Here is a 19,468-nt window from a genome sequence, read left to right on the forward strand (position 1 = left end):
CTCATGCCAGTTCCGTTATCAGCCAAGAGAAGGTTTATTCATGAAGCGCTACTCATTGAACGGTCGTGTCATCGTCATCACAGGAGCCACTGGTGGCCTCGGGCGAGCTGCTGCGCAAGCCCTTCGCGCCAAGGGAGCGAAGCTGGTGCTGCTGGACCTCGATCTGGACGGCCTGAATGCACTGGCGGCCACCCTGGGTGGTCCGGAGGTTGCCGCCGGCTGGGTGGCCAACGTGCGCTCGATCGAAAGTCTGGAAATTGCCATGAATGAAGCCGCACGGCACTTCGGCGGAATCGACGTGGTGATCGCCGGGGCCGGCATCGGCTCGCCCGAGAGCCTGGAAGCGATCACGCCTACCAGCTTTGAACGCCATATCGATATCAACCTTAACGGTGTCTGGCGCACCTTCCGGGCCGCGCTGCCTTATGTGAAGCCGCGCCAGGGATATCTGCTGGCCATTTCGTCAATGGCGGCGTTCGTGCACTCGCCGCTCAACGCTCACTACACCGCCAGCAAGGCCGGGGTCTGGGCCATGTGCAACAGCGCGCGCCTGGAGTTGCGGTCGCAGGGCGTCGGTGTCGGTTCGCTTCATCCCACGTTCTTCCAGACGCCCATGATGGATGCGGTCGTCGACGGTCCTTGCAGCACACTGGTGTGGAACAACCACCAAGGCATCTGGAAGTTCGTCTCGCTGGAGCAGGTGGTGAACGCCCTGGTCGACTGCATCGAGCGGCGGCGGGACCTGGTAACAGTGCCGGGCAGTAACAGCCTGGTGGCTAAGGCTCCTGGATTGTTCCGCAGGCTCATCGAGCGAATCGGCTTCGACGCTGGAAGAGTCGATGAGGCGGTGCAGTTTTCCCGTGGCGGAAGCGCGTCCTGATGCTCTCTCAGTCGGTCTTTTCAAAGGTGTACCAAATGAGAGATCGACTGGTGATACTTCGATTGGTGCTCAGCCGGGCAATGCCCGCTTCCGCCTGTGAGATCGCGCGCGATGCACCCTGGTCCTTCACCGATGTGGAGGACGAATCATGACCACACCCAAAGCGAAAGCCCGAGAACCTTGGAACAAGGGCAAACTCGTCGGGCAAAAAGCGCCGCTAAGACTCAGGGATATTTGGGCTATAAGGGTGCGATTGGAAATCGCAAACAAGGATCGTGATCTGGCGCTGTTTAACCTAGCCATCGACAGCAAGCTACGAGCCTGCGATTTAACGAAGCTGCGCGTCAGAGACATAGCTCATGGTGATCATGTGTCGACGCGCGCGATCGTGATGCAGCAGAAGACCCAGCGGCCGGTGCAGTTCGAAATCACCGCTCAGACAAGAGCATCGGTTGAAGCTTGGATCCGCGCAGCTCACCGTCGCAACGACGACTTTCTTTTTCCCAGCCGTGCTCGACGCTCAGCTCACCTATCGACAAGGCAGTACGCCCGCATTGTTAAAGCCTGGGTAACCACGATAGGTCTCGACCCCACGCTATACGGAACGCATACGCTTCGTAGAACCAAAGCATCGCTGATCTATCGCAGAACGAAAAACCTGAGAGCAGTGCAGTTGCTGCTCGGTCATACGAAGCTGGAGAGCACTGTTAGGTACTTGGGTATTGAGGTAGATGACGCTCTGGAGATGGCGGAGCAGACTGAGGTTTGACTAAGTTCCCACGTTGGCGCCGGACTTCGAGCCGGCGCCTCCTGCGGCAGCTAGCGACCCATAGCGGACGGAGGGATTAGTCATGGCGCCGCATCACCGAGGTCGGTCGAAAGAACCTCGTAGACCAACTCTGCTTCCCGAAACGTGGCTCGCCACTCGAGAAAGCCTGCACGCGGCTCGCAGAGCAAGCGGACAGTGCGGCCATCTTTGGAATCCCAAGTTTCTTCGACGATAGCAACATCGCCAGACGCTGGCGTCCGTTCGTTCAACCAGTCAGAGAAAACAGCCGAAGATTGGTCAACCTCCATCAGCCTTACGGTATCGCCCTTGGCGAGTGTCATGTCGTCTTCCTTGGAGCCCCTTCTCTAAATGAATTCTACGATGGCTGGAGACCGTCCGCTTCTGGCCGATTGCAGCCTCCAGCGAGAGGCCGCTACCGACCCAAAGCGGAGATATGGGCGACGGAAGTTACGCTCCTAGTCTTGAACGTAGAAACTCAATAAGGAGCCACGACTCACCCGCTATTGCCCAGTCAGCGCAATGTGTAGCCCCCATCCGGCGAGAGCGTGGCGCCGGTCATGTAAGGGTTGTTCAGCAAAAACAGTGCAGCATCGGCAGCGTCTTCGACTGTGCCCACGCGTTTGAGCAGGGTGGACTGGGCATAGTGGGAGAAGGCGTTGTCGCGCAGTTGCGGGTCGCGGCTCTGCCACAGTTCACCGTCCAGCGTTCCGGGAGCGATGACGTTCACCCGGCGCGGGGCGAGGTCCACCGCCAGCGCCCGTGCAAGGCCTTCGATGGCGCTGTTGCAGGCTGCATAGGACGCTGCTCCCGGTACAGGGCGTGCCCCGGCGGCGCCGCCGACCAGCACGATGCCGGCCTCGGGCGCGAGAACGGGAAGGGCGGCCTGCACTGTCCAGTACTGCGGCCAGAACTTGCGCTCGAAGGCGCTGCGCACTTTCTCCTCGTCCTGCTCGGTGAAGCCAGCGACCTGGTAGCTGGCCGCCGGCGTGAACAGGCCATCGACGCGATCGAGACGAGCGAAGAAATCACGCAGCGAGGTGCGGTCGGTGTTGTCCACCGTATAGCCTTCGGCGCTGTCGCCAAGGCTTTCCACCACGCTGGCCAAGCGTGCCTTGTCGCGTCCGCCAAGGATGACGCGCGCGCCCCGTTGCACTGCCAGCCGTGCGGCGCGCAGGCCGATGCCAGAGGTACCGCCGATGATCACCAAGGTCTTGCCTTCGAACATGTGATTTCCCTGTCGATGTTGCTGCCAGCGCCTGGGCGCCGGCATGTCCTGAGGTAGTGCTCGGCTGTCCGAGAAAAGGCAGCCGAGCGTGCTTGGATCAGATCACGAAGAAGCCGTGGGTGCCGTCGCGGCCCAGTTGTTCCACCAGCCCGAATTCCCAGTCCAGGTAGCCCTGCATGGCTTCGCGCGGGTTATCGGTGCCCTCGTAGGGGCGGCGGTAGCGATCGATGCGCGGGGCGGCCAGCCGGCTTTCGCCGTCTTCGGTCGGCTGTCCAGCGGCGACCCAGGCACTGGTGCCGCCATCGAGCAGGAAGACCGGCTTGTTGGTCAGTGCCGCCACGTCCGCCACGGCGAAGCGTGCCAGCAGGCTGGTGCCGCAGGTGAGTACGTAGCGATCGGCGTCACCGAGTCCGGCCAGCGCCTGCTGCAGCTGGCTGCGCAGCGCCCAGGCGGCGCCGGGGATGTGGCGCTTCACGTAGTTGGCGCTGGCGGTGAAGTCGAGCACGGCGGTACCCGGGGCACGCAGCCAGTCGGCCAGGGTCTGCGGGGTGATGGTCTCGGCCTGCGGCGTCGGCGGCAGCGGAGCAACCCAGGCGCCTTTTTCACTGAAATCGGCGGCGACCAGGCCGTCCAGCACGGCCACCTGCCAGCCCATCTGCGCTAGCCAGGAGGCGCTCATGTTGGCGCGCACACCGTCGTCGTCGACCAGCACCAGGCGCGCGCCGCGCACACTGGCGACGTGGTCGGTTTCCTGCACCAGCTGGCCGCCGGGCGTGGAGCGCGACCCCGGAAGGTGGCCGGCTTCGTATTCCTCCGGCGTGCGCACGTCGAACAGATAGGTGGTGCGGGCGCTTTCTGCCTGCCATTGGCGCAGGCCGACGAGGTCGATACGTGCGACCTCCGCACGGTCAGCCACGGCGCGGGCGCGCTGGGCGGCGGATTGGCGGGTGTCTGCACCAACCTCGGTAAAGCGCCGCGCCTGGCCGTGCTCCAGTTGCTGCCCGGCCAGCGTCCAGCCGATGGTGCCGTTGCGCAGCGCCGAGACTGGGTTGGGGATGCCGGCGTTCACCAGCGACTGGGTACCGATGATGCTGCGGGTGCGCCCGGCGCAGTTGACGATGACGCGGGTAGCCGGGTCCGGCGCCAGTTCGGTGACGCGCAGCACCAGCTCGGCGCCGGGGACGCTGATGCCGCTGGGAATGCTCATGGTCTGGTATTCGTCGAAGCGGCGGGCGTCCAGCACCACGACGTCGGCCTCGGCATCCAGCAGGGCCTGCACTTCCTCAGCGGCCAGGGACGGCGTGTGGCGCTCGGCTTCCACCAGTTCGCCGAAGGATTTGCTCGGTACGTTGACGTCCTTGAATAGCTCGCCACCGGCACTGCGCCAGCCGGCCAGGCCGCCTTCGAGCAGCGCGACGTCGCTGTAGCCGAGCTCGAGCAGGCGTTGCGCGGCCACCTCGGCCAGGCCTTCGCCGTCGTCATAGACGGTAACCGGTGTATCGCGCCGCGGTACGCGGGCATAAATCTCCAGCTCAAGCTTGGACAGCGGCACGTTGGCGGCGAACAGCGGGTGCTCCTGTGCGAAGGGGTCTTCCTCGCGCACGTCGAGCAGCGCCAGCTCCTGTCGAGCGAGGAGGGCGGTGCGGATGTCGCGGAAGGAGCGGTGGGTGATCTGGCTCATGCGGGGTTCTCTTTCGACAGGTCCCAGATGTTGGGCAACTGGCTGTTGGAATAGCCGGAGATGAAGGGTTTTTCTTCGCCTTCGGCGCTGAATACGGCACGCCGAACGGCGCCGATGTTGGCGCCGTAGACGTGGATGCTGATGGAGGGCTGGTCGGCGAAGGCGTTGCTGACCTGATGGATGTCGCCGATGCGCGGCGACACCGCCTCCACTTCGCCCGGTTCCAGGCGGTGCGATTCGCCGCTGGCCTGCAGGCTGCCGTCGGCGGCGAAGGCGAAGGGCTGCGAGTACTCGGCTCCGCGCAACATGCCGATCAGGCCCCAGACGCGGTGGTCGTGTACGGGAGTGCGCTGACCCGGGCCCCAGACGAAACTGACGACCGAGAAGCGTTGCTGCGAGTCGGCATGCAGCAGGTACTGCTGGTAGCGCTGTGGATCGGGGCGGGCGTAGTCCTCGGGCAGCCAGTCGTCGTGGCGCACCAGCGCGGCCAGCAGCGGAGCCGCCTGGGCGAGCAGCGTGGCTTCGTCGGGATGGGTGTCGATGAGGGCCGCGAGATCGCCGATGAACTGGCGCAGGCGGTCAAGGCGCAGAGGGACGGACATGCGAAAAGTTTCACTCCAGTCAGGTTTGGCGCTACGGTAGCAAACGTATTTTTATTCCTGAAATGCATTTTGAATCTAAGCTAATATGCAAGAAATGCAATTGGTGCCAAGCCCATGAAGATCGACGACATCGATGCCTTCGTCGCGGTGATCCGCAACGCTTCCCTCAGTCAGGCTGCTGAAAGCCTTGGCCTGACTCAGTCGGCCATCACCCGCCGGGTGCAGAGCCTGGAGGAGTCCCTCGGGGTGGAGTTGCTCGATCGCAACACCAAGCCGCTCAAGCCCACCTCTGCCGGGCGCCGCGTATTCGAACAGTGCCTGCGGGTGCTGCGCGAGGTGGACGGCCTGCGTGAGCTGGTGGCCAGTGATACACCGCCCAGTGGCGTCCTGCGTCTGGGGGTGCCGCAGAGCATTGGCGAAGTGGTCCTGCTTGAGGCCCTGCGACGCCTGGCGGGCGAGTACCCCGAACTGCGCGCTCAGGTGAGCAGCGGCTGGGGAGGCCACCTGCTGGCGCGGCTGGAAAATGCCGAGCTGGATGCGGCTGTCGTGTTGTTCCCGCCGAGCAAGGTATTCCCCGATGACCTCGGTGCGACGCCGTTGGGCCGCGTCGAGCTTTGCGTGGTCGCTGCGAAGGACTGCGACGTGCAGGCCCGGCGCCTGCTCGATTGTTACCAGCACGGCTGGGTGCTCAATCCGGACGGATGCGGCTTTCGCGCCGGCTTGCAGCGCGCTCTGGCCGACCAGGGGCTGGGGCTGCAACTGAACCTGGAAACCTTCGGCAGCGAACTGCAGCTCGGGTTGGTGGCGCAAGGCCGCGGGTTGGGGCTGGTGCCGGCGCCCGCGCTCGCCCGCAGCCGCTACCGCGAGCAACTGCGGGTACTGGCACTGGAGGACTTCCAGCCGCTGATCCAGCTCTGGCTGGTGCGCCCGCAGCTATTGGGCAATCTGGAGACGCCGGCACAGCTGTTTGGCGCATCGGTGGCCCAGGGCTTGGACATTTCAGCGGACTGATCCGGCAGGGCATCGCCTTGGCGCGGCACTTCTCGTGTGGGGACGAGAAAGGGCGCTGCGCAACATGGTCAACTCTGAATATGCGTAATTAGCATATTAGGATATGACAAAAATGAATTTCCATCATGAACAACTTGCCTATAGCTTCTAAGAAAGACGCCAAATAAGGCGTTTTTCTTATAACGGAAGCCGCCGGCCTCAGGCCGCGGCGCAGGCGAGGGCATCACAGTGAGCGTGGAAATTCTCGGCATGATCACCGCCACCCCGAGTTCCGAGGTGGATCAGCCGTTGGGGGATGCGGTGGATGCCGGGTTCGTCCGGCGTTTTGCCCAGGCCCATGAGGACGCCGGCTTTGACCGTGTGCTGGTCGGCTACTTCAGCAATGCCGCCGAGGGCGCGGTGGTCAGCTCGTTCGTCGCGGCCGCCACCCGCCGGCTGGGCATCCTGCTGGCCTACCGGCCGGGCGTGATCGCGCCGCCGCTGGCCGCCCGCCAGCTTGCCACCCTGGACCAGTTCAGCGATGGGCGCCTGGCCCTCAATGTGGTCAGTGGTGGTAACGATGAAGACCTGGCGCGCGACGGCGATTACCTCGACCATGACCGCCGCTACGCCCGCACCGACGAATACCTGCAGGCCCTGCGGCAGATCTGGACCGCCGAGGAGCCGGTGGATTTCACCGGCGAGTTCTACCGCTTCCAGGGGGCTTCGCCGGCGGTGCGCCCGCGGCAGGCGCCGCACATCCCCATCTACTTCAGCGGCTCGTCCGAGGCGGCGATCGAGGTTGCCGCCCGGCACGCTGACACCTACATGCTCTGGGGCGAACCACTGGCAGCCGTTGACGGACACATCCGTCGCGTGCGGGCCGCGGCCCAGGCGCAAGGGCGTGATCCGCGCTTCTCGGTGTCCTTCCGGCCCATCGTCGCAGACACCGAAGAGGCTGCCTGGAAGCGCGCCGCCGATATCCTCGAGCAGGTACGCGAAAACCGCGCACGGCTTGGTCTGCCGCTCAACGACCACAAACCGGAGAACGTCGGATCGCAACGCCTGCTGGCTGCGGCGCAGCAGGGTGACGTCCTCGACGCCCGTCTGTGGACGGGTGTCGCCCGACTGACCGGCGCGCGCTGGAACTCCACCGCGCTGGTCGGCACACCCGAGCAGGTTGCCGCCGCGCTGGGCGAGTACTACCGCCTCGGCGTTTCCACCTTCCTGATCCGTGGCTTCGACCCGCTCGGCGATGCCGTGCGCTACGGCCAGGGCCTGATTCCCGCCATCCATGAACAGATCGCCCACCTGCCGCAACTGCGGCACGCCGGCTGAGGAGCTTTTCGATGACCCTTCCCCAACGTCTGCGCGCCTCCCTGGCCGCGCTGCTGCTGAGTGCTCCGCTGGCGCACGCCGCCGACCTGCCGACCCTGCGGGTGGGCGACCAGAACTACTACAACGTGCGCGCGTCCATGGAAGCCTCCGGAGTGCTCGAAGGCGCGCCGTACACGGTGGACTGGAAGCACTTCCAGTCCGCTGCACCGGTTGCCGAGGGCCTGCAGGCCGGTGCGCTGGACCTGGGCTTCCTCGGTGACTCGGGCTTCATCTTCCTGGCTGCGAAGGGTGCGCCAGTGAAGCTGATCGGCATCTCGCGGCAGAACCCCGACACCATCGCGCTGCTGGTGCCCAAGGATTCGCCGGTGAAGACCATCGCTGATCTCAAGGGCAAGAAGGTCGCCTACTGGCCTGGCGCCTGGAGCCAGCAATTGACCCTGCGCGCCCTGGAAAAGGCCGGCCTGCCCAGTGACTACGTGGAGTTCGTCAAACTGATGCCCATCGATGCTGCCGCCGCACTCCCGCGTGGCAGCATCGACGCCTTCCCGGTGTGGGAACCTTACATCTCGCAGCAGATCGTGTTCTCCGGCGCACGCCCGATCCTCACCGCCCGCGACCTGATGCCGGGGCTGTCGAGCATCGCCGCCAATGCCGACTCCATCGACCCCAAGCGCGCGCAGATCGCCGACTTCCTCGCGCGTCTGCAGAAGGCCCGCACCTGGGTCGAGGCGCACAAGGAGCAATACGCGGATATCTGGGCGAAGAAGGCCAACCTCGATCAGTCCGTCTCGCGCCACTGGATCGGCCAGGCGGCGATGAGCGTCGGTCCGGTGGACAAGCAGGCAGCCGCCGATTACCAGGGCACCGCCGACTTCCTCCTGCAGACTGGCGCGCTGCCCAAGGCTTTCGATACTTCCAGCGTGATCGATACCTCGTTCGCCGGGGCCTTCCACTGACCTGGGGAGCCAAAAGGGAGCGTCCTGCGTGCAGAGGGCATGAGTGCCCATCTGCCGCGGGTTGCACACTGACTGGGCGTACCTTCGCCTGGCATTAACTAAGAACTAAAGATTATTTATTTGCTGTTTTTTATGTCTGTAATCTCATGTTTACCGGACCACCGGACTCATCCATTCGTATCTGATCTGTCCCGTGGTCCGTCCTCGCATTGCGGGCGGCCAACCTGAATCCGAGGAGCCGTATCCATGTCCCGCCACCTGTTCCTGCGCCGTTTCGCCGTTGGCCTGAGCGCCTCGGTCGCCCTGTTCGGTGCCTTGAGCGCGCACGCCGAAGAGACTTTGCGCATCGGCTACCAGAAGTCCTCCACGCTGCTCACCATCGTCAAGGCGCAGGGAAGCCTGGATCGCGAGCTGGCCAAACAGGGCATCAAGGTCACCTGGCACGAATTCCCCAGCGGCCTGCCGCTGCTCGAGTCGCTCAACGTCGGCAACGTCGACCTGTCCGCGGACGTCGCCGACACCGTCCCAGTGTTTGCCCAGGCCGCCGGCGCGCAACTGACTTACTTCGCCCGTGAGACCCCGTCGCCGACTGCGCAATCGATCCTGGTGCCGCAGGACTCGCCGCTCAAGTCGCTGGCCGACCTCAAGGGCAAGCGCGTGGCTGTCACCAAGGCCGCGGGCAGCCATTACCTGCTGATTGCCGCGTTGCAGAAGGCCGGGCTGAAATTCTCCGATATCCAGCCGGCGTACCTGACCCCCGCCGACGGCCGCGCCGCCTTCGAGAACCACAAGATCGATGCCTGGGTAACCTGGGACCCTTACGTCGCCAGCGCCCAGCGCCAACAGAATGCCCGCGTGCTCGCCGACGGCCAGGGTCTGGCCAGCTACCAGCGTTACTACCTGGCGTCCACCACCTACGCCAAGGCTCACCCGGAAGTGCTCAAGCAGGTCTTCGCCGAGTTGCAGAAGACCGGCCGCTGGGTGAAGGAACACCCGACCGACGCCGCGAAGGTACTCGGCCCACTGTGGGGCAACCTCGACGTCGCCACTGTCGAGCAGGCCAACGCCCGCCGCAGCTACGACGTACAGCCGGTGCGCGCCGATGGCCTCGATGAGCAGCAGCGCATCGCCGATGCCTTCTACGCCCAGGGTCTGTTGCCCAAGCCGGTGGACGCGCGCGCATTGCCGGTCTGGCAGCCTGACGTGGCGGGTAACTGATCGAGGATTCTTAACCGCCGCCACTGCCCGTGACCGGCTGATCTGCGTCTGCCCAGCCGCGCTCAGCGATTCCGTACCTGGGACGTGCCCTTAGTTGGCCGCGCGGCGAAAGGCGCCGGGCTGTTGTCCGGTCGCCTTGTGGAAGGCGCGAGTGAAGGCGGCTATGGACTGGTAGCCGATCGCCGCGGCGACTTCCGCCACGCTCTGGTCGGCTCTGAGCAGTCGGCACGCCTGGCCCATGCGCAGGGCCAGCAGTACCTGGCCGGGCGATTGCCCGCAGGTCTCGTTGAAACGCTTGAAGAAGGCAGAGCGCGACAGCCCGGCGCATGCCGCCATGTCTTCCAGGGTCCAGGGCAATTGCGGCTGCTGGATCATCTGCTCCAACAGGCTGGCGAACTGCGGCTGGCGGGCGAGGGCGACGAGCCCGCCGAGGGATGGGTTGGTCACTACCTGCTGGCGCAGCACGTAGAGGAACAGCAGGTGACTCAGGCGTTCGAGTATCTGCTGGGACGGTGCAGGCTGCCTCTGGCACTCCTCCAGGATCAGCTCGAACAGGCTGCGCGCGGCCCGTTGGTTAGGCTCCTCGGCGCGCAGCACGAGGAAGGCGGGCAGGGCGTCGATGATCAGTGCCGACAGGCCGGAGTCGAAGTGGAAGAATCCGCAGACCAGGCCCACTCCGTCCTCGGCCTGCGACTCCAGCGCGGTCATGCTCTGGCGTGGCTGGCACGCCGCGGCCTCGGCGCTGGCCTCGCTGGACAGCCGGTACGGCACGTCGCGCAGGATGAACACCGCATCGCCGCTGTCCAGCCGGCAAGGCGGCTCATTGTCGAGATGCAACCAGCAGTGTCCCTGCACTACCAGGTGGAAGCTCGCCCGTGCCAGACCGTGGGTAGAGGCGTGCCAGCCGCCGCAATAGCGCCCGACATGGAACAGGCTCGCGCTCAGTTCAAGGCTGTCTAATAACCAATCAACCAGGGGGCTGGACGAAATCATCTAATGGAAAGACTCATGAGCAAGTGATAGCGACTTTAGAATATTGAATGGATTTCTTATTACCAACAGACTTTTTCGACACCCCATTTCAACGGAGTCGAACCATGTCCCGCCTGCCCATCCAGACCCTAGACAGCGCCCCGGAAGCCGCCAAGCCGTTCCTCGAGAATGCACTCAAGGGCTCCGGTTTCATCCCCAACCTGCTGGGAGTTCTGGCCAACGCACCGGCCGCCCTGGAAACCTATGTGACCGTTTCCGGGCTCAACGGCAAGTCCGACCTCGGACTGCCGGAACGCGAGGTGGTCCAGTTGATCGCCGCCACCACCCACGGCTGCGATTTCTGCGTCGCCGGGCACACCGCCGTGGCCTACAACAAGGCCAAGCTGCCTGAGGAAGTCATAGCCGCCTTGCGCGAACAGCGCGAACTGCCCGATGCCCGCCTGGAAGCCCTGGCCGCTTTCGCCCGTGAATCCATCGCCACCCGTGGCGCGGTCAGCGACTCGAGCCTGGCGGCCTTCCGCGCCGCCGGCTTCAGCGACGGCAACGCCCTGGAAGTGCTGCTGGGCATCAGCCTGGCGACCCTGTGCAACTTTGCCAACGTTCTGGCGCAGACGCCGCTGAACCCAGAGCTCGGCCGCTATCGCTGGGAAAAGGCTGACTGATTTCGTGTGACCGGGCGGCCCGCGCCGCCCCTGCAAGGAGAGCGACATGCTCGACCCGACCCTGAGCCGCTGGCTCGACGAGCACGCCGAGGGCCTCGACCTCGGCCATACCGATCCGCAGAGCGTGCTGCCGCAACTTGCCGCTGCCGGCCTGTTCGCCATTGGCGTGCCGGTAGAACGCGGCGGCACCGGCGGCAGCGTGCTCGATGCGATCGACGCCATTGCCGACGTCGCCGGGCATTCCCTGACCGCTGCCTTCGTCTTCTGGGGGCAACGCGCTTTCATCGAATACCTGCTGCAGAGCCCCAATCGCGAACTGGGCGATCGCCTGCTCGGCGAATTGCTGGATGGCCGTCTGGCCGGCGCCACCGGGCTGTCCAACGCCATGAAGTTTCTCTCCGGCATCGAGAACCTGCAGGTGGCCGCGACGCCTGCAGGCGATGCCTGGACCCTCGACGGCCGCCTGCACTGGGTGACCAACTTGCGTAAGGGCCGCTTCGTGGTGGCCGCCGCCATCGAGCGGCCGGGCGAGCCGCCGCTGGTGGCGGCCATCGCTTCCGACAGCGCCGGGCTGACCCGTTCTGACGACCTGCAACTGCTCGGCCTGCAGTCGAGTAACACCGCCGCGCTGGATTTCTCCGCCGTCGAACTGCCCCGCGAGTGGTTGCTGCACGACGATGCCCGCCAGTACCTGCCTGCAGTGCGTCCGGCCTTCCTCGGCCTGCAATGCGCGATGACGATCGGCTTGACCCGCAAGGCTCTGGACGCCGTGCGCAGCCATCTGAGCGACCGCCGCTCGGTGCTGCGCGAGGAGGAACAGCGCCTGAGCGGCGAACTCGAGGAGCTTGTTGCCCAACTTCGCGCCGGGCTGCTGGACGGCACCTTCCTCACTGAGCCGGCCGCGCTGTTCCGTATCCGCATCGGTCTGGCCGGAGGCGCGGCTGCGGCGGTGCAACTGGAGCTGCAGGCCAGCGGCGGCAAAGCCTATCTCAGCGAGTACGGTGCGGCGTTCGCCCGTCGCTGGCGCGAGTCGGCCTTCGTACCGATCGTCACGCCCAGCCTGGTGCAGCTGCGTGCTGAACTGCAGAAGCAGGCGCGCGCATGACCGAGGTGATCCTGCAGGCCAGCGACGTCGCCCTGGGCTATCCCGGCGACAGCGGCTGGCGCAGCGTGCTCGAAGGCTTCGCGCTGGAGCTGGCGCCGGGGGAGGTGGTGTCCATCCTTGGCCCCAGCGGCGTCGGCAAGTCCAGTCTGCTGCGCGTGCTCGCCGGTTTGCAGAAGCCAGCCGCCGGCACCGTGCGGTTGCTCGGCCAGCCCATCGACGGCCCGCACCCGCGCGTCGCCGTGGCGTTCCAGGACCCGAGCCTGTTGCCCTGGCTGAGCCTGGCGAAGAACGTCGCCTTCGGCCTGGACTTCGCTCGCCAGCCGAACATCGACAAGGCCACGCTGCAACAGCGCGTGGAGGATGCCATCGCCGCGGTCGGCCTGAGCCATGCCCGGGACTTCATGCCGGCGCAACTGTCCGGCGGCATGGCCCAGCGTACCGCGCTGGCGCGTTGCCTGGCGCGGCAACCGCAAGTGCTGCTGCTCGACGAACCCTTTGGTGCGCTGGACGAAGTCACTCGCGCCGACATGCAACAACTGCTGCTCGGCGTGATCCACCAGCGGCGCACCGCCGCTGTACTGATCACCCACGACATCGACGAAGCCCTGCTGCTTTCCGACCGTATCCTGCTACTGGGCGACACCCCGGCGCGGACGTTGGGCGAGTGGAGCATCGACCTGCCGCAACCCCGTGCGGAGCTGGTCGAGGAACTGGGCGCGCGACGGGTCGAGATCCTCATAACCCTACGGCGGGCAAGCCGCACCCACGCAAATATCCCTTCTGCGCAGGAGCCTGCCCATGTGCCTGGACGACCCCACACACTCCCGACGTGACATCCTCAAACTCGGCGCGCTGCTTTCCGCCGCCGGCGCTTTGCCACTGCTGACCAGTCTGCAGGCGCGGGCCGCCAGCGAGCCGGATGCTCCGGTACGTATCGGCTACCTGCCGATCACCGACGCCACACCCTTGCTGGTGGCCCACGCCAACGGCCTGTTCGACGCCGAAGGCATCAAGGCCGAACGCCCCGTGCTGCTGCGCAGCTGGGCGCAGGTGATCGAGGCGTTCATCTCCGGCCAGGTCAACGTCATTCACCTGCTGTCGCCGATGACGGTCTGGGCGCGCTACGGCAGCAAGGTGCCAGCCAAGGTGGTGGCCTGGAACCACGTCGGTGGCTCGGGCCTGACTGTGGCGCCGGACATTAGTGACGTGAAGCAGTTGGGTGGCAAGACCCTGGCGATCCCGTTCTGGTATTCGATCCACAACGTGGTGCTGCAATCGCTGCTGCGCGACAACGGCCTGCAGGCGGTGAGCAAGCCGGCCAACGCCACACTGACTGCCAACGAGGTCAACCTGGTAGTGCTGCCGCCGTCGGACATGCCGCCTGCCCTGGCGTCCAGGCGTATCGCCGGCTACATCGTCGCCGAACCGTTCAACGCCCTGGCGGAGAACCTCAAGGTCGGGCGCATCCAGCGCTTCACCGGCGATGTCTGGCGCAATCACGCCTGTTGCGTGGTGTTCATGCACGAGCACGACCTGAACAACCGGCCGGAGTGGTCGCAGAAGGTGGTCAACGCCATCGTCAAGGCGCAGCTGTGGACCCGTGACAACCGCGCCGAAGCGGCCCGGCTGCTGTCCAAGGACGGCGAAAACCGTTACACGCCCCATGCGCCGGAAGTGCTCGGCCGCGTGCTGGCCCCGGCGGCCAGCGAGCGCCAGCAATACCTGGCCGACGGCGCCATCCGCCATGCCGATTGGCACGAGGAACGCATCGACTTCCAGCCTTATCCGTTCCCCAGCTACACCGAGGAATTGGTGCGCCGCCTGAAGGACACGCTGATCCAGGGCGACAAGGGCTTCCTCGCTGCGCTGGAGCCGGCGCAGGTGGCGAAGGACCTGGTCGACGACCGCTTCGTGCGCACTGCGCTGGCCAGCGTCGGCGGCCTGGGCGCCTTTGGCTTCCCGGACAGCTTCGAACGGAGTGAGGAGATCAGCACGTGACACCCGTTGTACTTTCTACGCGTCGCCACTGGGCGCTGGGCCTGGCCGGGCTGCTCGCGCTGCTCGTCCTGTGGTGGCTCGGCGTGCAGCTGTTCGGCGGCGACGGCCTGGGGCAACTGTTCTCGCCACAGGCCACCTTCACCAGCCTGGGCGAGCTGCTGGCTCGCTCGGAGCTTTACGAACACGTACTGGTGAGCCTGAAGCGAGTGCTGCTCGGCCTGCTCCTGGCGCTGGCGGTGGGTGTTCCGCTGGGCTTGCTGGTGGGGGCTTCACGCCATCTGGAGGCAGCCACCACGCCGGCCTTCCAGTTCCTGCGGATGATCTCGCCGCTGTCGTGGATGCCCATTGCGGTGATGTTGATGGGGGTGGGCGACTCGCCGATCTACTTCCTGCTGGCCTTCGCCGCCGTCTGGCCGATCCTGCTCAACACTGCCGCCGGGGTGCGCCAGCTCGACCCGCGCTGGTTGCAGTTGTCGAAGAGCCTGAGCGCCACGCCGTTCGAGACGCTGCGCAAGGTTATCCTGCCCGGTGTACTCGGCCACGTGCTGACCGGCGTGCGCCTGGCCATCGGCATCCTCTGGATCGTCCTGGTGCCTTGCGAAATGCTCGGCGTCAGCGCTGGACTTGGTTACTACATCCTCGATACGCGGGACCGCCTGGCCTACTCGGAGCTGATGGCCATGGTGCTGCTGATCGGCCTACTGGGCTTCGCCCTGGATGCGCTGGCGCGCAGTCTGTATCGACGGCATGGCTAACGAGCTGTGCGCCAAGTTTGGCAGTACTCGCAGCGTGGTTTGATCGGTTGGAGTGATCCTGAGTTCAGAAGCGCAGTCGAAAAGACGAAGCGTAGGAACCTCATCATGACCGGCGCCACCACCGACGTTAAGCGCCCGTCAGGACGGTTATCAAGTGCAGGTGGTTCTTGATGCATCCGGCTCCCCGTACGAGTACTCGGAGCAGGCTGCCCGTCTCCGCATGGTGCAGGAGGGTGTTGTGCTCACCGCAACGAACACAATGATCGCGGAGCTCGCACAAGACTGGAGCCGCCCTGAGGCCGGGAATGTTCTGCAGATCATGAAGAATGAAGTACTGCCTCAAGTCTTCTGACAATTGGAAGCTTGAGGCACTGCTCCCCTTGCAGCGCGTTATGCTGCTCCTATTCGCCGGGTCAGGTTGATCCGGCATTTTTTGTCTGTCGGGCGTCTGCTAATGGCCGGAAGCGGGCGCTGGTGACAGGCAGCTACCGGCTGTGGAATTGCGCCAAAGGCATGGACGACGTTCCGAAAGCTGCTTCGCGGGGCCACTGGCGCACTAGAGATGAGCTGCGGAGAAAAACTTGCCGCCGGACATCGCCTCGTTAAAATCGGCGAGCAACGGACTTAGGCTAACTCAAGGACTCGAGTGAAATGATGAAAACCCCAGTAGTGCTTTGCTTCGCTTTAGCCCTGGCTGGCTGTGCTACCAAGAAGACGGATGTCCGCAACGAAGCGGAAATCGCCAAATTCGATCCCGAAACAACGGCGCGTATTCGGCTGATTACTGGAGACGGAGTGAAGGGCGGCTTCGCCAGTGGCCTTACCTGCGAGACTGTACTCTCCGGTAGCTCATCGCGCGATCTCCGCATACATGATGCTTGGCGACAGGCGCACCTAGACGGTCCTGGGATTGCCCCTTGGCGCGACACTGACAGCCAGAACACCAGTGTTGGCGTCCCAGCCTCGTCCGCCTCCAAGGAAATCAACAGCACACGGAAGCAGTACGACGAGTATGTTGTGCCGGCCAATCAGACCTTAATCGTCCAGTTGGCGGCTGTCGGTAGCTACACCTGTGACCCCAGCCCGCTACTGGTCACTCCTGAACCTGGTCGCAACTATGAATTCCAGCTTGAGTATTTTCTGCAAGGAATCAGCGGGAAATGCGCCATCTCGGCTAAAAAGCTTGACGACCTCGCAGGCGTCACCGTCGAAGTGCCGCTTCGGACGAAGCTCTGCTCCAGGGCTCAGGACGGTAAATTCGTGACGGTCGATCCTTTGCAAGTCGGTCTTGAGAAACCAACAAGCGATACGGCCCAGAAGCAATAGATCACACGCCAGGCGCAGTGGGGGTTATGGGCGCGAGGAAATGGAGGAACTGGTCAGGGAGCGCGAAGGAACCGTGCAGAAGAGCGTTAACTCTCGAACGACCCTGCTGATAGTCGGAAGCAAGCCGGGAAAGTCCAAGCTGGACAAGGCTTCCGCCGTCGGTGCGAGCCTTATCACCGAGCAGGAGTTCTTCGAGTCGTACGAATAGTCAGGTCCGCGTGCTGGCTCATCAGAGACGCTTCGGATCAGATCGTCAATTACCAAGGAGGGTTTTCCCGTGGATGCAGTTGCAAGCTCAACCATTTCCGTCGTCAACGAGAAACAAGACGCAGCCCTTGCGGCGCTCAAGGGCCATGTCGCCCTGCAGATCGCAGCCAAGGATGCGCTGGCGCAGAGCAGTCAGTTGTCGCAAGCGCTCGTTGCGTTGGGCATGCTGTTCGAAGAGTCGGGCGATGCGATACACAATATCCGCTACTGCGGACCGCTAGCGAGCGACCCGTCTCTGACGGTATTCATGACCCTGGGTCCGTTTGTAGAACCGGAGGGGCGTTGGACTCGCCGAGCAGGCAACAAGATCTACGAAGGCTTCCTTAGGGGGGATCAATTCCTGTGGACCGAAGAGTTCACCCCGGAAGTGCTGGCGCGGATTGAACAGAGCAAGAGCCCCGTTGAGCGGCTCTTTGACTCGCTAAAGAATGGCTCCGGCGATCTGCCTTCGCTGATCGAGGGGGTGCTTCGAGCCGAAGGGCATCTGAATGCGCGGGGGGACGCTGAGCAGACGCCGCTGATAGTGGCATGCCGTCGGGCTTCTGACAGTGACTGGCACCGCAATGCCGTGGCGACTCTGATCGAGCATGGCGCCGATCTGATGGCTGTCGACGATTATGGTGACTGTGCTCTCACCATCGCCATCTACGATGAAAACGTAGACCTGATTCGCGACCTGCTTTCGCGAATGACGTTGAGTGACGATCTGGCAAGGGTCTCCATAGAAGTTGCTGCTCAGCGTGCGTCGCTCGTTGTTTTGGAGCTTCTTTCCGATTGCGGCCTGCCTGCCATCGATTCGGAAGCCCTGCATTTGGTCTGCGCAAGCCCATCGCCGAGCGAGCGGGAGCGTTTGCCTCTGGTGCGCTTGCTGGTGGAAGAGTGCTGCTGCGACGTCGATCGTCCTATTTCCGATGGCTTGTACATCTTCGGAACGCCTGTACTGGCGCCCGGTGCTACGCCTTTGATGGCAGCAGCGTTCGCCGGTGAGACCGAGGTTATCGAGTATCTACTGAGCAAAGGCGCAAGCGCATCCGCGACTGATGCTCGGGGTTGCTCTGCTCTGCACCTTATCAGTGGGCCGCAGTGGGCCATTCGCGAAGGAAGCCTGGCCTGGCAGGTGAGGCCCGAAGCGGTGGAGATTGCTCGCCAATTGCTGGAAGCAGGTCTTTCGCTCGATACGCCCAACCAAAGAGGCTTCAGCGCCAGAGCCTTGGCTGAACAGTACTCGCTGCCGCTGCTCGAGGGATTGGGGCAACCAGTGACTTGGTAGCACTTGTCCCCCTAACAACGTACCAGTTAATGGATGCGTTTTAAGCAAGGAACGCTTCATGTCGGAAAAGGTATTCACCCTCACCTGTCTCCATCCCGATGCCCAGGTGCTCGCAGAGTTGCACGAGAAGTTGGTCTGCGCTCTTGAAATCCCGGACCCGGGCCAATGGCCCGCGCCCTTGAATGCGGTCTTCGGGGAGTGGGAGCAGCCATGTATCGAAAGGCTCAGCTTACGCGGCAACACGCTTTGCATGAGCTTGCAGGCAACTTCAGAGGATGACTGGGAGCCCAGCTCCGCGAGCTTACCCTTGCCGGAGCGATGCACATCCGCTGCCATGCCTGGTACAGCCAGTTTGGTGAGACCCGCTGCACCTTCTATTCAGCAGGAAAACGCACCTCGGCAAAGTCACTCCCGGATTTTTCCGGCAACTATGATGGGTGCGATCCAATCAGGTTCGCGGCACCGTAGGAAACACATGTTGAGTCAAGAAAGGACACAAGCAATGCGCGCTGGTCTGCTTCTCGTCGTGCCCCTGGCTCTTGCTGGCTGCACATTCAAAAAAACTGACATTCAGAACGAGGCTGAAGCAAGGAAGTATGACTCCGCGACCATGGCGCGCGTTCGATTGATCAGTGGGCAAGGTGCATACGCAGGCTTTGTATCAGGTCAAAGCTGCGAGCAATATTTCAACGTCAGCTATAGAAACGCTGCAGTTGGTAAGGCGCCGGAAGGATGGAATCCAGCGCGTACCGCTCCGAAAGGCGAGAGTCTTGATGCCTTCGGAATGCCGCCCTCTGCTTACCAGAACAATGTCATAGGCATGCCGGCATCAACCGTCACTGCGACGATCGATGACACGCGTAGATACTACGATGAACATGTGGTCCCAGCCGGGCAGCCGCTGATCGCTTTTGTCGCTCTGGTTACCTCGAACTCCAGCTGTTCCTCGGCTCCCGTGAACTTCATACCCCAGGCAGGCAAGGATTATGAGGTTCGGCAGGTGTTTAAGTCTGACTGGCCCCGGGCAACGTGCCGCAATGCTGTCTATGAGCTGGGAACAAAATATGAAACGCCTGTTTCCATAAATTACTGCTTCCGCGACAAATCTGGCGATTTCCGAACCGTCAGCGGAGCCTCTACCGCCCCGATATCCCAATAGATGTAACGCCACACATATGCCAGATTGTGCGGATGTACCCCGCCCAATCTGGCATCTACGTTCGCTGGACTGGATGGCTACATTGGCCGTTCTCTGCCAGTTGTGGCCGACAGAAGTCGACCGCTAGTTGCCTTTCGCTGCACTTAGTACACGCACTCGCGAATGAGCCACTGGCTCCTCAAGCCCTGCGAGCTGCGGCTACTAGCCATTTGAGATGCGCTGTATATAATGCGACTCAATCTCATTTGATTGC

Annotated in this window: 20 protein-coding genes; 15 read left to right on the top strand and 5 right to left on the bottom strand. The window is 63.6% G+C overall.

Annotation, left to right across the window (positions count from 1 at the left end; all coding sequences use genetic code 11):
- The first annotated feature begins 40 nt into the window (after window positions 1-40).
- On the top strand, window positions 41-880 hold the full coding sequence (locus ABKS89_RS12380) for an SDR family NAD(P)-dependent oxidoreductase (RefSeq protein WP_348589333.1): 840 nt from the start codon (window positions 41-43) through the stop codon (window positions 878-880).
- A gap of 148 nt (window positions 881-1,028) precedes the next feature.
- Window positions 1,029-1,649, top strand: coding sequence for a tyrosine-type recombinase/integrase (locus ABKS89_RS12385; protein ID WP_348589332.1), 621 nt, complete (start codon window positions 1,029-1,031; stop codon window positions 1,647-1,649).
- A gap of 80 nt (window positions 1,650-1,729) precedes the next feature.
- On the opposite strand, the gene ABKS89_RS12390 is transcribed toward ABKS89_RS12385, so the two are convergent.
- From ABKS89_RS12390 to ABKS89_RS12405, 4 genes are all read right to left on the bottom strand, one after another.
- A complete protein-coding gene (locus ABKS89_RS12390) occupies window positions 1,730-1,990 on the bottom strand; it encodes a hypothetical protein (RefSeq protein WP_348589331.1) in 261 nt (86 codons plus the stop codon).
- A gap of 191 nt (window positions 1,991-2,181) precedes the next feature.
- Window positions 2,182-2,895 (bottom strand): SDR family NAD(P)-dependent oxidoreductase, encoded by a 714-nt coding sequence (locus tag ABKS89_RS12395; RefSeq protein WP_348589330.1) that lies wholly within the window; start codon window positions 2,893-2,895, stop codon window positions 2,182-2,184.
- 97 nt (window positions 2,896-2,992) lie between these two features.
- Window positions 2,993-4,576, bottom strand: a complete 1,584-nt coding sequence (locus ABKS89_RS12400; RefSeq protein ID WP_348589329.1) for a rhodanese-related sulfurtransferase — start codon at window positions 4,574-4,576, stop codon at window positions 2,993-2,995.
- Window positions 4,573-5,178 carry a 3-mercaptopropionate dioxygenase gene (locus tag ABKS89_RS12405; protein ID WP_348589328.1) on the bottom strand — a complete coding sequence of 202 codons (606 nt, stop codon included), beginning with the start codon at window positions 5,176-5,178 and terminating at the stop codon, window positions 4,573-4,575. Before ABKS89_RS12405 ends, ABKS89_RS12400 begins: the two co-directional genes overlap by 4 nt.
- A gap of 114 nt (window positions 5,179-5,292) precedes the next feature.
- Here ABKS89_RS12405 and ABKS89_RS12410 point away from each other — a divergent pair, with 114 nt between their 5' ends.
- The 4 genes from ABKS89_RS12410 to ABKS89_RS12425 all read left to right on the top strand — a co-directional run bounded on the left by ABKS89_RS12410 (window position 5,293) and on the right by ABKS89_RS12425 (window position 9,680).
- On the top strand, window positions 5,293-6,189 hold the full coding sequence (locus ABKS89_RS12410) for a LysR family transcriptional regulator (protein WP_348589327.1): 897 nt from the start codon (window positions 5,293-5,295) through the stop codon (window positions 6,187-6,189).
- 228 nt (window positions 6,190-6,417) lie between these two features.
- Window positions 6,418-7,506: an LLM class flavin-dependent oxidoreductase gene (locus ABKS89_RS12415; protein WP_518301013.1), complete on the top strand. Its 1,089-nt coding sequence runs from the start codon at window positions 6,418-6,420 to the stop codon at window positions 7,504-7,506.
- 11 nt (window positions 7,507-7,517) lie between these two features.
- Entirely contained in the window at window positions 7,518-8,462 is a 945-nt protein-coding gene (locus ABKS89_RS12420) for an ABC transporter substrate-binding protein (protein WP_348589325.1), read from the top strand.
- 246 nt (window positions 8,463-8,708) lie between these two features.
- Window positions 8,709-9,680, top strand: a complete 972-nt coding sequence (locus ABKS89_RS12425; RefSeq protein WP_348589324.1) for an aliphatic sulfonate ABC transporter substrate-binding protein — start codon at window positions 8,709-8,711, stop codon at window positions 9,678-9,680.
- A gap of 90 nt (window positions 9,681-9,770) precedes the next feature.
- Here ABKS89_RS12425 and ABKS89_RS12430 read toward each other — a convergent pair whose 3' ends face one another.
- Window positions 9,771-10,673 carry an AraC family transcriptional regulator gene (locus ABKS89_RS12430; RefSeq protein WP_348589323.1) on the bottom strand — a complete coding sequence of 301 codons (903 nt, stop codon included), beginning with the start codon at window positions 10,671-10,673 and terminating at the stop codon, window positions 9,771-9,773.
- 104 nt (window positions 10,674-10,777) lie between these two features.
- Between ABKS89_RS12430 and ABKS89_RS12435 the strand changes: the two genes are divergently transcribed.
- The 9 genes from ABKS89_RS12435 to ABKS89_RS12475 all read left to right on the top strand — a co-directional run bounded on the left by ABKS89_RS12435 (window position 10,778) and on the right by ABKS89_RS12475 (window position 19,215).
- Window positions 10,778-11,335, top strand: coding sequence for a carboxymuconolactone decarboxylase family protein (locus ABKS89_RS12435; RefSeq protein WP_192295915.1), 558 nt, complete (start codon window positions 10,778-10,780; stop codon window positions 11,333-11,335).
- 46 nt (window positions 11,336-11,381) lie between these two features.
- Window positions 11,382-12,440: an acyl-CoA dehydrogenase family protein gene (locus tag ABKS89_RS12440; protein ID WP_348589322.1), complete on the top strand. Its 1,059-nt coding sequence runs from the start codon at window positions 11,382-11,384 to the stop codon at window positions 12,438-12,440.
- Entirely contained in the window at window positions 12,437-13,273 is an 837-nt protein-coding gene (locus ABKS89_RS12445) for an ABC transporter ATP-binding protein (RefSeq protein WP_348589321.1), read from the top strand. The genes ABKS89_RS12440 and ABKS89_RS12445 overlap by 4 nt, the downstream gene beginning before the upstream one ends.
- Window positions 13,239-14,438 carry an ABC transporter substrate-binding protein gene (locus tag ABKS89_RS12450; protein ID WP_348589320.1) on the top strand — a complete coding sequence of 400 codons (1,200 nt, stop codon included), beginning with the start codon at window positions 13,239-13,241 and terminating at the stop codon, window positions 14,436-14,438. The genes ABKS89_RS12445 and ABKS89_RS12450 overlap by 35 nt, the downstream gene beginning before the upstream one ends.
- Entirely contained in the window at window positions 14,435-15,193 is a 759-nt protein-coding gene (locus ABKS89_RS12455; protein WP_348589319.1) for an ABC transporter permease, read from the top strand. The genes ABKS89_RS12450 and ABKS89_RS12455 overlap by 4 nt, the downstream gene beginning before the upstream one ends.
- A gap of 654 nt (window positions 15,194-15,847) precedes the next feature.
- Window positions 15,848-16,519, top strand: coding sequence for a hypothetical protein (locus ABKS89_RS12460; RefSeq protein ID WP_518301014.1), 672 nt, complete (start codon window positions 15,848-15,850; stop codon window positions 16,517-16,519).
- 40 nt (window positions 16,520-16,559) lie between these two features.
- Complete coding sequence (locus ABKS89_RS12465; RefSeq protein WP_518301015.1) at window positions 16,560-16,727, top strand: BRCT domain-containing protein; 168 nt, start codon at window positions 16,560-16,562, stop codon at window positions 16,725-16,727.
- 69 nt (window positions 16,728-16,796) lie between these two features.
- Entirely contained in the window at window positions 16,797-18,056 is a 1,260-nt protein-coding gene (locus ABKS89_RS12470) for an ankyrin repeat domain-containing protein (RefSeq protein ID WP_348589317.1), read from the top strand.
- 502 nt (window positions 18,057-18,558) lie between these two features.
- Window positions 18,559-19,215: a hypothetical protein gene (locus tag ABKS89_RS12475; RefSeq protein WP_348589316.1), complete on the top strand. Its 657-nt coding sequence runs from the start codon at window positions 18,559-18,561 to the stop codon at window positions 19,213-19,215.
- Window positions 19,216-19,468 lie beyond the last annotated feature (253 nt).

The organism is Pseudomonas sp. LABIM340, from assembly GCF_040017195.2.
Lineage (GTDB): Bacteria > Pseudomonadota > Gammaproteobacteria > Pseudomonadales > Pseudomonadaceae > Pseudomonas.